The sequence below is a fragment of the Veillonella parvula genome, from assembly GCF_042850485.1.
In the GTDB taxonomy this organism is placed as follows: Bacteria; Bacillota; Negativicutes; order Veillonellales; family Veillonellaceae; genus Veillonella; species Veillonella parvula_Q.
Map to the genome: position 1 here is coordinate 1,472,539 of NZ_AP031417.1, position 15,645 is coordinate 1,488,183.

The 15,645-nt window shown below is 35.9% G+C and carries 10 protein-coding genes and 1 tRNA gene; all 11 read right to left on the reverse strand.

What is annotated here, in order from left to right:
- Nucleotides 1–5 precede the first annotated feature (5 nt).
- A complete protein-coding gene (locus ACGHIY_RS06640; protein WP_316146324.1) occupies nucleotides 6–821 on the reverse strand; it encodes a class I SAM-dependent methyltransferase in 816 nt (271 codons plus the stop codon).
- A gap of 371 nt (nucleotides 822–1,192) precedes the next feature.
- A tRNA-Arg gene (locus tag ACGHIY_RS06645) sits at nucleotides 1,193–1,267 on the reverse strand.
- 140 nt (nucleotides 1,268–1,407) lie between these two features.
- Entirely contained in the window at nucleotides 1,408–1,866 is a 459-nt protein-coding gene (locus tag ACGHIY_RS06650) for a low molecular weight protein-tyrosine-phosphatase (protein WP_205112542.1), read from the reverse strand.
- A gap of 98 nt (nucleotides 1,867–1,964) precedes the next feature.
- Entirely contained in the window at nucleotides 1,965–4,208 is a 2,244-nt protein-coding gene (locus tag ACGHIY_RS06655; protein WP_004696638.1) for an autotransporter outer membrane beta-barrel domain-containing protein, read from the reverse strand.
- 146 nt (nucleotides 4,209–4,354) lie between these two features.
- Nucleotides 4,355–5,074 carry a DUF4198 domain-containing protein gene (locus ACGHIY_RS06660; RefSeq protein ID WP_004696641.1) on the reverse strand — a complete coding sequence of 240 codons (720 nt, stop codon included), beginning with the start codon at nucleotides 5,072–5,074 and terminating at the stop codon, nucleotides 4,355–4,357.
- Nucleotides 5,075–5,341: 267 nt separating this feature from the next.
- Nucleotides 5,342–7,153: a translational GTPase TypA gene (gene typA / locus ACGHIY_RS06665; RefSeq protein ID WP_278621800.1), complete on the reverse strand. Its 1,812-nt coding sequence runs from the start codon at nucleotides 7,151–7,153 to the stop codon at nucleotides 5,342–5,344.
- Nucleotides 7,154–7,350: 197 nt separating this feature from the next.
- Nucleotides 7,351–8,298 (reverse strand): epoxyqueuosine reductase, encoded by a 948-nt coding sequence (locus tag ACGHIY_RS06670; protein ID WP_278621801.1) that lies wholly within the window; start codon nucleotides 8,296–8,298, stop codon nucleotides 7,351–7,353.
- 138 nt (nucleotides 8,299–8,436) lie between these two features.
- Nucleotides 8,437–9,366, reverse strand: coding sequence for a UDP-N-acetylmuramate dehydrogenase (gene murB, locus ACGHIY_RS06675; protein WP_004698708.1), 930 nt, complete (start codon nucleotides 9,364–9,366; stop codon nucleotides 8,437–8,439).
- Nucleotides 9,341–9,706 carry a YlbF family regulator gene (locus tag ACGHIY_RS06680; RefSeq protein ID WP_278621802.1) on the reverse strand — a complete coding sequence of 122 codons (366 nt, stop codon included), beginning with the start codon at nucleotides 9,704–9,706 and terminating at the stop codon, nucleotides 9,341–9,343. Before ACGHIY_RS06680 ends, murB begins: the two co-directional genes overlap by 26 nt.
- Nucleotides 9,707–9,811: 105 nt before the next feature.
- Nucleotides 9,812–10,297 carry a tRNA (uridine(34)/cytosine(34)/5-carboxymethylaminomethyluridine(34)-2'-O)-methyltransferase TrmL gene (trmL, locus tag ACGHIY_RS06685; protein ID WP_004696651.1) on the reverse strand — a complete coding sequence of 162 codons (486 nt, stop codon included), beginning with the start codon at nucleotides 10,295–10,297 and terminating at the stop codon, nucleotides 9,812–9,814.
- A gap of 53 nt (nucleotides 10,298–10,350) precedes the next feature.
- On the reverse strand, nucleotides 10,351–15,627 hold the full coding sequence (locus tag ACGHIY_RS06690; RefSeq protein ID WP_278621804.1) for an AAA domain-containing protein: 5,277 nt from the start codon (nucleotides 15,625–15,627) through the stop codon (nucleotides 10,351–10,353).
- Nucleotides 15,628–15,645 lie beyond the last annotated feature (18 nt).

Here is a 15,645-nt window from a genome sequence, read left to right on the forward strand (position 1 = left end):
CTCTCCTATTTCACAGACCATGAAACCCAAGCCACCTTATCAATAGTCTTATTATGGATTTCTCCATCAATAGCTAGTGGCTCAATGAGATTTCTAATCTCTTCTTTCATGTCTTCCATATCTCCCCATCCATTATTATGAAGTCGCATGGTAAAATAATTAACTGCCTTTTCAAGAGACATAACCTCTGTTTCAGGAACCGTTTTATAAGTCACTTTCACATTACGCCCCATCTCATGAATTGCATCTAAACATTCTTTCATCTTGCCATCCCATGGGAAAGAATCACGTCCAAAGAAATGTTCAGATAACATATCTACCATTTCGTCACTCCGTTCACTGAAAGCAATCCACAAGCATTTATCATTGCTTGCATCGTGCATGGCGCGAATATTTTCTACATCAAACATAATTGGGCAGAAGATACTGTATGCCAAGTCAAAGCTTTTATCCCAACCTAGCTCTCGACGAATTTCATCAGACCAAGGTCCGATATATAAACTAAGATCTAAACCTTCTGACTCTGCCAATTGTTTAGCACCGCGAATCATACCATCAGATAAATCAATACCAGTCGCTTTATATCCTTCACGAGCTAAGCCCAATGCATAATCACAAACACCACAGCCTACATCAAGCGTACGACCATTCGCTGCAGGTAATAAATTTTCTTCCTTTAAGAAGGCTAAAAAATCAGTGACCTGTGCCTTGCGATCCTCGCGATTGTGCATTTCTACAAAGTACTCAGAACGATGGTTCCATGCGTCTTGCTCATCACGCCAAACTTCGTTGACGGTAAGCTCTTGTATTTTATTTGTCATATTATCCCCTCTAAATAGCCCCATACCTAAATGGATGGGCTATTGATACATATATAAGTAATATTCACTTAGTTAAATTCACTACGTAATTTAACGCTCCCCTATATGTCCTAGTGTTCCGGCTAGGATGTTCAGATTTTCATATAGCTATCCTTATTGTACATCATTCTCAAAACAAAATGTGTTACCCAAATCACATTTATTATGTTATTTCGATATTATTAAATATAAAACTCTATATCGAAATCTTATCAGCACCTCAGCTCATGTATTTATCTATCTCTAACTAATTCATGCATATATCGCCATGTATTTCTCTCCCATTAATACATACAAAAAAGGCCTCTCGAAATTTCGAGAAGCCTTTTATTTGGTGCGCCTAGCAGGATTCGAACCTGCGCACCCGGTTCCGGAGACCGGCGCTCTATCCCCTGAGCTATAGGCGCATGAATACCTAAAAATTATACCATATTACGCTATGGTTCGATAGTATAAAGTATATGAGGCAGATAGGCTTATAGAAAAGCCCTCAATGTAGATTAAAATTTCAGCTACCATTGAGGACCCATCAGTCTATATATTTCGCTTAAAGTTTCTCTTTAAGCACTGCTAGTAGAGCATCACAGCTCCGACTTATATCGTCATAGGTTTCATCAAAGTTTCCCGTATACCAAGGATCCTTTACATCACGGTTTTCACCAACGAATGACATCGCCTTGTACACCTTAAAATCTACATCATCACCAATGATACGACGTAAGTTCCGCCCGTTATTTTCATCCATAATGATGAGATAATCAAAGTTGTAATAATCATCCAGCGTCACTTGACGTGCCTTGCGGCGAGTATAAGGAATACCCATTTCATCTAATTTATCTTTAGTCCCATAATGAGTGTCGTTCCCTATCTCCTCACGAGATGTAGCTGCAGACTCAATATAAATAGAATCACTTAGTCCAGCCTGCTCAACGATATGCTTCATATAAAACTCTGCCATCGTAGAACGGCAAATATTGCCATGACAGATGAATAAAATATTAACCATTATAACTCCTAATGAATAGAAACTTAATCATAAAAAACTCCTTATATACTAATGGTCCTTACAGCATACGCTATAAGGACCATTAATGCAATATTCAATTAAAAATTATGCCGTATCCCAGCATCAATGCGCCATGTATTTTCTACGATAGCACCAAAGTTTTTAGTGAATGTACCATATAGATATGTACTAGGACGGACACTCCAAGACCCACCAATTTCAGCATCGAGCCATGTATCCTTCAAATCTACTGTTGTTTGTACTGTTGGATTGCCTGGTGCGGAATATGTTGTATTTACCTTACCAGAGAATTCATGCGCTAATGCTAATTTAGCGAAGATATTGGATTTTTCTGTTTCTTTCCCAATGCCAATACCAAGTCTGCCTACAGCAGAGTTCACAGCATCAGCTTTCACATGCATAGAACCACCACCGACAACAGAAGCATCATAGGATACACCATTCAAACGGCCTACAATAAATTCTACACTAGGATCGATGTAGAAGCCATTTTCCTTCTTAATACGTTTACCATATTCAGCGCTTAAGGATGTGCCATATGTATGGTAATCACCGTTCACACGTTGTCCACCTACGGAGTAGAGCTTATAATCATTGGATAATCTATTACCACGTGCAATGATATCTAAATAACGACCATCATCATGTTTTTTTGTACCATACAAGGCGATGCCGCCAAGTTTGCCATCACCACTACCGTTGGCATATGAATTACTAGATGTACTGTAATCAATAGCGCCGCCAAAAATCCAACCATTAGAAGCCTTATGATCGTAGCCGACTTGTACCCCATTATACGTCATATGTGCATCAGCACCGTCTGTGATTTTAGATTTACCGCCTATATATTTTGCCCATACACCTTGGTTTGTATTAGCTAAACGAAGATCTCCTAAACGGCGTTGTAAATCATTGGTATTACTCTTCCATGCCATAGCAGTCGATGTAAGAGCAGATTTTGAACCACTCACTAAGGATGATTCATTAGCACGATTAATCTTTGTTGTATCATTTACAACAAGACGCCCCTGCGAGTCAAAATGATCTGCACCTAGTTCTGCAACAGCACCTGGACGAGTAATCCCTTCATTGATTTGAACTGTTGTGCTCAGTTTTTTATCATTGCCAGTATATTGTAATTTATCAGCTAAGGCTTGTATTTCCTTTCGGTAGCTATCATCATTAGTCAAATTAGCTCCATCGCCTTGCAAGGTAATATGGCTATTATCTGCAGCATGTTCAACAACAATATTCCCCTTTCCTTTTTCACTAGCTGGAACACCGGCCTTATAAACAGCATTCACATAGCCGCTATAATTTTGAATTGTAATAGGCCGTGCATCGATAGGATGAAGGATACCGGCTGCCGCTGGATTTGATCCACCTACGAGATTACGAACCTTACTGCCCTTGTATAGATATGCTGCATTATCCCCAGATGGACGTTCTCTTTTAGGGGTAGGCCGCTCCATACCAATCCATTCATTATTCCAAGTCCCTCCATTTTGTAAGTAAATATCAGCACCAGAATTATGAGGGTTCTTATTGCTTTCAGCATATTCATTTAATACAGCACCCGTAAGTTTAGAATTAGGTGTTGTAAAAGCTAATGCTATATTCGTTGGCATTTCGTTATGATTTGGATCACGTCCATAATCCTTATTAATTAACCCTACATTCCCAACAGCGACCAATTCTTTAGACCCTGGATGTTTACCATCAGAGCCAGTATTAACGTATACATCACCCTCTTCTGCCACCACAGAGTAAGTATCAGAAGTTTCTAAAGGATGCGTGATGATACGTCCACCACCATCAACAATAATATGACCACGTTGATTAGCTTGTAAACCGACACCGATAGCATCGATATCTACATTGCCTTTGACGTGAATATTAGTATCTCCATAATCTCTATCAGGATTGTCCTTGCTGAGTCTTGGCACTTTACCACCGTAACCAGCATACACAGCGCTCATATAGTAATGACCGAGTTCCCTTTTTGAGGCTGGTGCATCATTTTTAAGGCGTACAATCAAATCTTTATCCACCGTCAATTGTGATCCAAATCCATTATAAATACCTGATACATTTTTAGTTTTACCTGTATCTGTTAAGCTTTTACCATGCACATTAACCGTCAAGGTATCTTCTATATGCTTAACTTCTGGTTGTGTTTGTACCGGTGACCCCATTGTTAAGCCAAGCAATTCCTCCGCTTTATCGCTTGTGGCATTAATTTCTGTAGCAAATGCAGAGCAGGTCATTCCAGTTAATACCAATGCAGCCATCACAGCTGATACATTTCGTTGTAATTTCATAAAAATCTCTCTTTCTTACCTCGCTTAATACGAGGCTCTCACAGAACGCATTTATACGTACACCCTAAAAATATAAAAAGACCCCCTAAGTCCAACTTAGGAGGTCTTGTTTATTTCACACACTTAGTAAATAGTTATATCCTATATTATTCAGGATTGATGATGAAGGACAATGCACTGAAGTATTTATTTTGCTCACCTTTAGTTTGAGTTGGGAAGCCCACTTCAACGCCTACTACGTTAAGGCCATTAGCACTTACAGTAACAGTTGCTTTACCATTAGCATCTGCTTGGCTTTCATTAGTAAGATCATTAATTACGTCTTTAATAAGAGGTGCATTTGCATATGGTTTACCGTCTTTCAAGACTTGGATTTCATATGTATCACCTTTTCTAAGAGTTAATGGGTTAACAGATGGAATGATTTGAATGAAAGCATCTTTATTATTGAAAGGTTTTGCTTCTGCATTCCAGTAGTGAACGTCATATTTAATGGCATGTGTACTTTTTTGAGCACCTGGTACTTCAGAGATTGGTTTATGAACAGTTTTACCATCTTTGTCTTTTGTCCAATAACCATAGTCAAAGTCAGTTACTGTAATACCCAATTTATCATTTGGTACAACTACTACATTTTTTTCATGTTTAATAACTTGTACAGGAATTACCATGCCATTGTTATCTAAGCCAATGATGCTTTTTACCATTTCTGGGCTATACGCATCATCAACAGGGCCTTCGCCAAGTACTAGCGCCTTTTCATCTAAGCGGTTAGCAAAGAATACGCCATGCGCATCAACGGAAGAGCACACACAACCTGCAGCTAAACCTACTGCAAATAAAGAAGCTAAGATTTTCTTATTCATAAGAACCTCCATAATCAATAACTTTTTCAATAAACTTGTTATTATTATACAGCGTTACAAATATTTCGTATATACCAATACCCCTATCAGCAAGTTATTATGCGTATTTAGTATATTAACTTATTTTTATACCCAATAATCATAAATGATAAAATTATCACCTATTTTCATGAATATATGACTTGTAAGAATATGTTAGATAAATACTTATAGATTAGATAAAAAAGGCGCTCCTTAAGGAGCGCCTTTATATATCTGCATAAGATATTATTTTTTATTCTTTGCTGCTTTCGCACGTGCGTTACGATCAAGAATCGTTTTACGCATACGAATGCTTTCAGGTGTCACTTCAACAAGTTCATCATCGTTGATCCACTCAAGAGCTTGTTCCAAGGAGAAGATACGAGGTGGAGTCAAGCGTACCGCTTCATCAGAGGAACTGGAACGCATGTTGGTAACATGTTTTTTCTTACATGGGTTAACATCCATATCAAGTTCACGTGTATTTTCACCAATAACTTGGCCTGCATACACGTCTTGGTTAGGGCCAACGAACAATGTACCACGATCTTGAACGGAGTTCAAACCATATGGAGTAGTTTCGCCATTTTCGAATGCTACCAAAGCACCACGTGTACGGGAAGGAATTTCACCTTTATATGGTGCATAACCATGGAATACATGGTTCATGATGCCATTACCTTTTGTAGCTGTTAAGAATTGTGCACGGAAACCGATCAAGCCACGAGCCGGAACTACGAATTCCATACGAAGATAACCGGCCAATTCAACCATATTAGTCAACTCAGCTTTACGTTGACCGAGATTTTCCATTACGGTACCCATAAATTCCTGAGGTACGTCGATGGTCAATGCTTCGAGCGGTTCACACAATTGGTCGTTAATAGTTTTGAAAATTACACGAGGTTTACCTACTTGTAATTCGTAGCCTTCACGACGCATAGTTTCAATCAATACTGCCAAATGCAATTCACCACGACCAGATACTTTGAACGCATCTGCAGAATCAGTTTCTTCTACTTTCATAGAAACGTTAGTTTCTACTTCACGGAACAAACGATCACGCAAGTGACGGGATGTAACAAATTCACCTTCGCGGCCTGCGAATGGAGAGTTATTTACGGAAAACACCATAGACAATGTTGGTTCGTCGATGGAGATGGATGGTAATGCTTCAGGATTTTCAGCATCCGCTACTGTTTCGCCGATGTTAATATCGTCGATACCTGCAAAAGCAATGATATCACCCATTTCAGCTTCGTCAGTTTCAACGCGGTTCAAGCCATTGTATGTGTACACACGACCAATTTTCGCTTTACGAGTACTTTCACCATTCATGATAGCCACTTGTTGGTTGGTTTTCATTTTACCGCGAACGATACGACCTACGGCGATTTTACCGATGAAGTTATCGTAATCAAGTGTAGTTACCATAAATTGAAGAGGACCTTCCATATCACCTTGTGGTGCAGGAATTTCATCAATCAATGTTTTGAATAACGGCTCCATGTTTACAGCTTCATCATTCCAATTAGTTTTGGACACACCAGAACGAGCAGATGCGTATACTACAGGGAAATCGAGTTGATCATCATCAGCTTCAAGCTCCATAAACAATTCAAGAACTTCGTCCTCAACCTCTTTAACACGTTGATCAGGACGGTCGATTTTATTAATTACTACGATTGGTTTCAATTTTTGTTCTAAGGCTTTACGCAAAACGTATTTAGTTTGAGGCATTGGACCTTCATAAGCATCTACGAGAAGCAATACGCCGTCAACCATGTTAAGTACGCGTTCTACTTCGCCGCCGAAATCAGCATGGCCTGGAGTATCAACGATATTGATTTTAATACCATCATGCATTACAGCAGTGTTTTTAGACAAAATAGTAATACCGCGTTCACGTTCCAAGTCGTTGGAGTCCATTACGCGTTCTGCTACTTTTTCATTTTCACGGAACACATGGCTTTGTTTTAATAATGCGTCCACCAAAGTAGTTTTACCATGGTCAACATGGGCGATAATCGCTACATTACGAAGATTTTCGCGAATCATAAGATCCTCCCTTTAATTCTTTCAGTATATTCTATATCACATAGCCTCGATAAAACGGGCTATGCAGGTATATTCCCCAAAATTGGCAACAGTTAATTATAACGCAGTCTATAGAAAAAAGTCAAAACAGTACACCTATTCTAATCATGGCAATTTCAACATTCGATTATACTTTTGACTCATCTTAGGACAAAAACCTATTTACGCGCTATCGCCCGCTTAGCAGATTTACGCAACAACGGAATTTGTTTATCTGTTAAATGGAAACAGAATTTAGGAATCAGCTTTTTTATAATCTCCTCATCAGAAGCTTTCAAAATATATTCTGGCTGTAGCAACGGCTCTAATTCATCAAGTCCAGGATAATCCAGCCCTATGCTCCAGTCATGGTCTGCATTAAAAGGGCATGCATCCTGGCAGTTATCACAACCTAATATCCACGCCTCCAGCATATCGTCTGTGACACCATCCGGTAACTTACCATCACCGAATGTATTAATAAAAGATACACATGTTAACGGATTCATAGTAAACGGTGCAGATAAGGATTTTGTCCTACACCCTTGCTGACATAAATTACAAGAATCCGGACATGGTGGTATCTCTAACTGTTGAATATACTTACAGGACGCATCAATTAAATAGCCTACCAGTTCATAGCTAGAACCTTTAGGTCCATAAAAAAAATTATTTTTTCGATAAATGCCTAAACCAGCTGCTACCGAAGCGGGCCGTAAAGGAATAATTCCGGCAGGTTTCGCCGTTTCACCGCCAATATATCGTATTCCATTTTCACCAAGCCAGGCTTCAAAAGATTGCCTTCGTTTAAACTCATCACTGTGAGGAATATTTGACAAAGATAACAACAACCCTTTTGCATATCGGTTTCGAAGAGATACAGGAAACTTATAATCACCAAAATATTCAGTACAAACCACTATGGATTGTGCCCAAGGATACTTTTCTTTTAATGCTAAAAAATCTTTACTATGCGCATATACCTCTTTACTTTCAGGTACATCTTCTAAACGCTTTATCAACCGTTCTTTATAAAAATCAAGTGCATCAAGAGGCCCTATACCACAACTGTCATACCCACACGCTAGCGCTTTATCATAAATCTCCTGGGCCAACAAAGTATTCATATCATCGCCTCCAAAATATGAACTAACTATAAACCTATCATACTCTTTTAAAAACTATAAAAAAAGATTTCTTATGAATCCGTCATCCTTATAAGAGTAACATTACATAAGAAATCTTATATTAGTATTTAATTTGTATTAATCTTCACCAATCATGCGTACTTCTGGTTCGAGATGTACACCATGTTGATCATACACACGACGTTGTACCTCACTAATCAGGTCAAGTACATCCTTCGCACTTGCACTACCTGTATTGATTACGAAGCCAGCATGCTTATGAGATACTTGCGCATCACCTACAGACAAACCTTTTAGGCCTGTTTGTTCAATCAATGTACCTGCAAAGTACCCTGGTGGGCGCTTAAAGGTTGAACCTGCACTGGCATATTCCAAAGGTTGCTTGGATTCACGTTTTTCTGTTAACTCATCCATACGTGCCTTGATGGCATCCTTGTCGCCTGGTTTGAGTGTCATAATGACTTCCCCAATAACTTCATGATTATCGTGGAATACACTATGACGATAAGCAAAGTCCAAGTGAGATGCATCATATTCTTTGATATTACCTTGGAAATCTACGGCTCTCACTGCAGTAACTACGTGGCTCATTTCACCGTCATAAGCACCTGCATTCATAAATACGGCACCACCAAGTGTGCCTGGAATACCAATGGCAAATTCAAGTCCAGATAAACTATTCTCCCAAGCAAATTCAGAAGCATCTTTTAACATATACCCAGAACCAATACACAATGTGTTTTCGTTACAATCCATGATTTGGGTCATATGTCGAACTGATACGACAGCACCACGAATACCCCCGTCTTTCACCAAAATATTAGAGCCACAACCAATAATAGTTACAGGCACATCTAATTCGTGAATGGTACGAAGTGTAAAACTAAGTTCTGCCATCGTAGTAGGCTCAATAAATAAGTCCGCAGGTCCTCCAATTTTGAATGTCGTATGATGACAAAGAAGCTCCTGCTCTCGTACACGTGTACTTGGTAATTTTTCTAATAAAGCGGTTTGTAATACCTTAATGTTGTGGTTGTTGTTCGCCATGATCTAACACTTTCATCCCCTCAGTGATTGGTTCGCTAATGATTTTGTAAATATCATTAGAAATCTGGCTCCAACGCATTTGCGCTTGCAAATAAGCAGCCGCTGCAGCATTTTCTTGAATTTGAGGCATCAATTCCTCTTGTTTCTTTTGCAACTCGTCCGCTTCTGGAGCCCCAGACAACTTAGCATATTCCCATTGCATTTGTTGTGCCATAAATGTGCGAACCAACCCCATCGCTACTGCATCTGCCTTCACTGCTTCCTGAGCCGCCATTAATTCTTTGTACTCTTCGGATTCACGCATTGCGTGAGCTAAATCATGAGCTTTATCGTAGTTCATAATATCCTCCTCCAAACAACACCGTTAAAATCGCTACCGATCATATAGATTTGGTAGGTCTCCTAACACCTACGTATAATATATTCCTTAATTATAAAAGTCTATTTATTTTGATTGAATCCAATTGCCTTCAGCCTTAAGATCTGGATAATCAAGTTGACGCATACCTTCATAAGCTATGATTGCCACCGCATTAGATAAGTTCAAAGAACGTGCTTCATCTACCATGGGTATACGAATGCATGTATCCTCTTTACCATCTAATAAACTTTCAGGCAACCCTCTTGTTTCAGGTCCAAAGACAAGCATATCACCAATTTCATATTTCACCTCGGAATGAGTATGCTTCGCTTTGGTAGTGGCATAGAAATATCTACGATCAGGATATTTCTCATATAATTCTTGAATATTTTCATGTACCTGTACATCTACCAAGTGCCAGTAATCAAGGCCAGCACGTTTTACATGCTTGTCATCAATAGAAAAGCCAAGGGGTTTGATCAGATGTAAGGTCATATGATTGGCGGCGCATAAACGCGCTATATTTCCTGTATTACCTGGAATTTCAGGCTCATAAAGTACTATTTCCAATTAATACCTCTATTCTCTTCATAATCAAAAAATAATCTGATTTTCTCCATTTATTATAGCATTGAACGCAAACGACCTCTTAATAAAATTAATTTCTCTTGAGTAAAGCATGTAGGTCTAATAAATGTTTCATATTTATTAACTTCACTAAAAATGACTTTAACATACTTTTGAGCCTTATCAACAGCATCAATTGCTCCTATACCATACTTATCATTATATACCATTGCACCTACTTTAATCATATTATTATTAAAAAAGTTCTTTTGCCTTCCACTTGCTTTTCTCTGGCCTTCAGCAAGAAAATCCTCATATTCAAGTTTAGTAATATAACCTAAATTACCAAATATATAGATATCTTTATTAGTCGATTTTGCTGAGATAGTTATAGATTCACAATCATCTTTTATTTGATTATACTTACGATTTTGTTTATCCCCATCTGTTCTTCTAGAATTTGATACTAATTTTTCACTTGATACTATAACTTTTGGTATCCTAGTAATATTATCGTTTTTACTACTTTTAATTTCAGCACCATCTCTATTAAGTATATCTTGTTTATAACGAATAAAATGTGGTTTTAGCCTCTCACTAAGTGCATCTTCAGAATTGTGCTTTTCGCCAATGAATTCTTCTTCGGCTTTAAATCGGTTAGATTCTTCAACCTTATTATCATTTATAGACATTGACTCTGAATCAAATTCTTTATAATCATTTTTAGGTTTTTCAGATAACTTTAATCGTTCTACTCCATTGTTATATTTCATTTGATAAACAGAACACAATCTTGTAGCCTCTTGTTTTATAGCGTCAACTACGGAATCACTAACATTATTGTCACCTTCAACTTTTTCAGGATAAAATCCCATTGATTTCAAACGACTATCAAGAGCCTGTAATGTATTATCTTTAGCTTTATAATATTCACTGCCCCTAATACGTATAAAACTCCAACCGATTCGTTCTAATATAGTTTGTCGTTCTAAATCTCGTCTTATTTGCTCTTCCGTACTATGATAAGCTTCTCCATCACATTCGATAGCAATCTTATTATTATCATATTCAACAATCATATCCAATCGATAATTACCAACAGGATATTGTTGCTTAATACTATAGCCTTTATCTATCAAATATGTAGCAACCTCACATTCAAAAGGTGATTCTGACAAACTATTAACTTCATCTTTTAAAATTTCTATGGTGCCATAATTTTCACAATAGTACAACAAGTTTTTACGAATATCATCGTTTCTTAATGAATCTGGATGCATAGAATAAATTACCCAAATCTGATTTTTAGCACGACTAACAGCAACATTAAAACGCTGTCTAAATGTAATGTTAGAATTATCAATTTTTCTCAAAAATTCGTTATCAGAATCTAACTGTTTCGCATCCACTAAAGATAGGAATATTACATCCCGCTCATCACCTTGGAACTGAGCTGCATCACCACAAATCAAACTATGCTTTTCTATATCTGCAGGATCACATCGTTCTGTAATGAGATTATATATATATTCACTCTGTTCATTTCCTAGTAAAGAAATAATACCAAAGCTCAAGCCATCATAAGATGAATTATTAAAACAGGCCTCTATAGATGCTACAATATACTCAGCCTCATGCTTATTAATTTTACTATTACCATCTCTAAAACCATCTACATATATAGGAACTATAGGCGTTTTTAGTGGCGAAATACTATCATCACGCAATGGAATAATATTATTATCATAATAATATTTATTGGAATAGTTTATAATAGCAGAAACACATCTAAAATGCTCTTTTAGCAACACTTGACGCGATAATGGTCTAATAAATTCATATAAAGATGTTTTGAAATCAAATAGTACTCGGTTAGGGAGACAACTTAAATAGTTATTTTGTAACGAGTGTATTTCTTCATCTTTAATTTTCACAATACCGGAAGGACTAACTTGTTTATCATCGCCAACAACAATTACTTTATCCCCCAACGCTAAAATAGGTAATGCATTTATGTCCGCTTGACTTGCTTCATCTACAATAATTAAATCAAACTTCATACTTGAAGGATCAATGGTATTGTAAATTTTATTAATAGGCATTATCCAACAAGGAATCGCATCTTTTGCTATAGATAATTGTTCTATAGCTTGCTTCCTGTACATTGGCGCACTTTTTCCAGTCCCTTTGCCAATCTTTTTAATTAATGTTACCCACGATGCCAACGCAGTATGTACAGCTTTATTATCAGCAGTTGTATATGCGCGTTCATACCAGGATTTTTTCACTACAATTTGTTTTGCTAAATTAAATAATAATTCCGAAAGTTTTTTAATTTGCTTTAACAAAGATTCATAATCATCATTAAAATTTTCCTGATACGAAATTTCACACTGCTTTGTATACCAAACACTTTGCATCTCTTCATATGACTTAAAGGCTAAAGTGTCATTATCCCTAATAAAGTTAGACCATTCTGGTACAAGTCTATCTAAATCACCGAGTATACGATCATATTCCACTCGTTTCTCAGTATTTTTTATTGCATAAACAAGTGTATCATACCAATTTCTATATTTATTAAAATCATTTTTCTTATAAAATGAGAAAATAGATTCAGTAATTTGATTATTAGATTTCCCAACAAGATCAGATAATCGTTTCTCAATTTCAATATCATTTGCTTTCCAAGCTACAAAATCTTTGTTACATAAGTCATCAAAATCAAAAATTGCTTTCTCTAGTTTTTCTAAATTATTAATTAAATTTTGAACTCTTGTAGCTGGTGTCGTTAAAATACTATCCTTGATAGAAAGTCTAATTCCATATCTATTAAATAATTCAACCACAGGAGTAATCGAAAGTTGATACCACGATTTAGCCGTTTCTATCTCATTTAAAACATGTTCCTTACACCACAATGCAACATTTCTACCTTTAGTATAAGAAAGAATTGATAAAAATGAGTACTTTTCAATATACTTCCCTATCATATCGTCCCACAACGATGCAAATGATTCTTTCCATAACATATAATCTATTAAACAGTAAAGCTGCTTACACTCATCAATCGAAGAAATTGATTTATCTTTTATTCTAATACGAGCACACTCAGCCTCGACATTAATGGATTTTAAAAGTCTAGAAATAAAACTAGGCGGATTAGTAATCAAGTTTTCAATATGCGAAATAATATTTTTAGACTCTATAGTTATAGTTTCATTATCAATAGATATATCTTCTATATTAAGTCCAGTCTCATAGTACGCATTATAAAGAACTATGCCCCTTTCAACACTATCGTATAATTTATGCCATTGATTAGTATCCTCAGTTCTAGATAATGCATCGCCTGCTAATTCTATCCAATACGGCTCAGTCAACACAGTTCTATTCTGAGCAATATACTTAAATTCTGATATTATATCAGATGTCACTAATTTACTATCAAACTGGAGTTCCATAGATTGCTCATTGGAATTAATAAATACTTCATTCTCTAATATATCATTTAATACATAACATATACATTCTAATTCATTATCAATAGATTTCTTTAATCTATAATTATTCTCTAAAGAATCCACAACTGGAATATCTTCAATTTTGATGTCTGATTTTTGTAATAATAAATGAGCTTCCTCTAAAGTTGGTCGAATTTTACTGGTATATTCAACTAAAAAATTATACTCTATATTACTTAACGGAAAGGCCAACTGTGGATTAATATTATTCCAATATGAAAAGTCCGTTGTTGATATGTTAAGTATTGTCTCAACAATACTTTTAATAGACACTGGCTTATTTTGAATACTTAAATATCTATTTTCCTTACACTTAATGGAGAATAGTTTCTTTCGATAGCTTTCTAGCTCAGCATAAGTATGTTCATATTCATTGATTAAATTTTTTATTTGTGCACGATAGTGTTCAGAATTATATTGTTGTAATTGTTCTGATATAATCTCTATCGCTTTAGAAATCTCTGTTTCACTTTGATCTAATAATGGTACACATAATGGTCTAATTTCTTTAGGCAACTTATCCCTTAAAACACCTAATGCCTTACTAGTAGAACTAGTAACTAATATAGTTTTACCCTGCGATAAATAATGACCTATTAAGTTAGCAATTGTATGTGTTTTACCCGTCCCTGGAGGTCCTTGAACAACTACAGATTTATTATGATTAATATAATCAACAATTTCTAATTGAGCGCGATTAGCAGGTTTAGTAAAAAATACATTAGAAGACTGTCCATTTATTGCGCCCCAATCAGAACGTATTTCAATTTCTTGAGAATTTGTAGATTGATTTTCTCCTACAACAATATCTATTAAAGCACCTGATAATATGTTATGCTCTAAACTCTCCTCTACTTTATTGAGAAATCCTAGATTACTTGTATTCACATTTCTGAGCACTAATATTGGCTCTAATACAATATAGAGCTCCATATTAGTATATTCAACTACATCATTCCATGTAGAAAAAAACTTAATATTAGGATCTAATAAACGACAATTATTGGTAACGATAGAATCTAAACTACTATCCCCTACTACAAAATCCATCAATTCAGTTTCTTGCTTAAATGATACTAGATTACTCCAATCCAGAGATGTCAAATCATCATGTTTACTATAGGATAGTTCTTCAGAAAATTTAACACTATTACTAGGACAATATAATTGAATCGAGTTTTTTTCTGGAATATAACGTATACGAACCTTTGTATAAATTAGAGGATAATTAATAGATTTATCTAGATTATTTATTACTGCATTACCAAGAATAAACTCAATCTTATCAGGATCACTTTGTATTGCATTATTAATTTGTTGTAGTTTTGAAAAAAGTAAGTCAATCTTACATAAATAAGAATCTTCTTCTACCCAACGATTTCTTAACCCAATCCATTTATCTACTTGATTAACATCAACTTCATCGTCAGCTTCAACTATTAAAGACACCAGTTTATTTGATGTTATCACTGTACGACTTGAATTCCAATTCTCTAGAAGGTAAGACTTCAACTCAGGTGGAGGCTCTGGACAAGGTATTCTATTAACTTTAAATACTTCTAATATAATCTTACATTCTTCATCATCAATGACCTCTGTTTCTAATTCATCCAAATTAGAAATATTTAATTTGTTATATATATATTTCCCTGTTTCTGGCACATCATTAACTGATATAGACTTTAAACAATCATTAATAGATAGTTTTAAATCCTTACTTTTCATTGCCTCTAAAGCTTTAATAAATTCAATTAATTGTATGGCTTTTCTACTAACTCCATGATTATTTGTATCAAAAGTAACATTCATAGTTTACCTCTCCCCAAT

Excerpts from the sequence above, each read along its gene's own strand:
- ACGHIY_RS06670 (WP_278621801.1), bottom strand. The coding sequence starts at position 8,298 with ATGAATACTTTGTTGGCCCAGGAGATTTATGATAAAGCGCTAGCGTGT.
- typA (WP_278621800.1), bottom strand. The coding sequence starts at position 7,153 with ATGATTCGCGAAAATCTTCGTAATGTAGCGATTATCGCCCATGTTGAC.
- murB (WP_004698708.1), bottom strand. The coding sequence starts at position 9,366 with ATGGCGAACAACAACCACAACATTAAGGTATTACAAACCGCTTTATTA.
- ACGHIY_RS06680 (WP_278621802.1), bottom strand. The coding sequence starts at position 9,706 with ATGAACTACGATAAAGCTCATGATTTAGCTCACGCAATGCGTGAATCC.
- ACGHIY_RS06690 (WP_278621804.1), bottom strand. The coding sequence starts at position 15,627 with ATGAATGTTACTTTTGATACAAATAATCATGGAGTTAGTAGAAAAGCC.
- ACGHIY_RS06640 (WP_316146324.1), bottom strand. The coding sequence starts at position 821 with ATGACAAATAAAATACAAGAGCTTACCGTCAACGAAGTTTGGCGTGAT.
- ACGHIY_RS06655 (WP_004696638.1), bottom strand. The coding sequence starts at position 4,208 with ATGAAATTACAACGAAATGTATCAGCTGTGATGGCTGCATTGGTATTA.
- ACGHIY_RS06660 (WP_004696641.1), bottom strand. The coding sequence starts at position 5,074 with ATGAATAAGAAAATCTTAGCTTCTTTATTTGCAGTAGGTTTAGCTGCA.
- ACGHIY_RS06650 (WP_205112542.1), bottom strand. The coding sequence starts at position 1,866 with ATGGTTAATATTTTATTCATCTGTCATGGCAATATTTGCCGTTCTACG.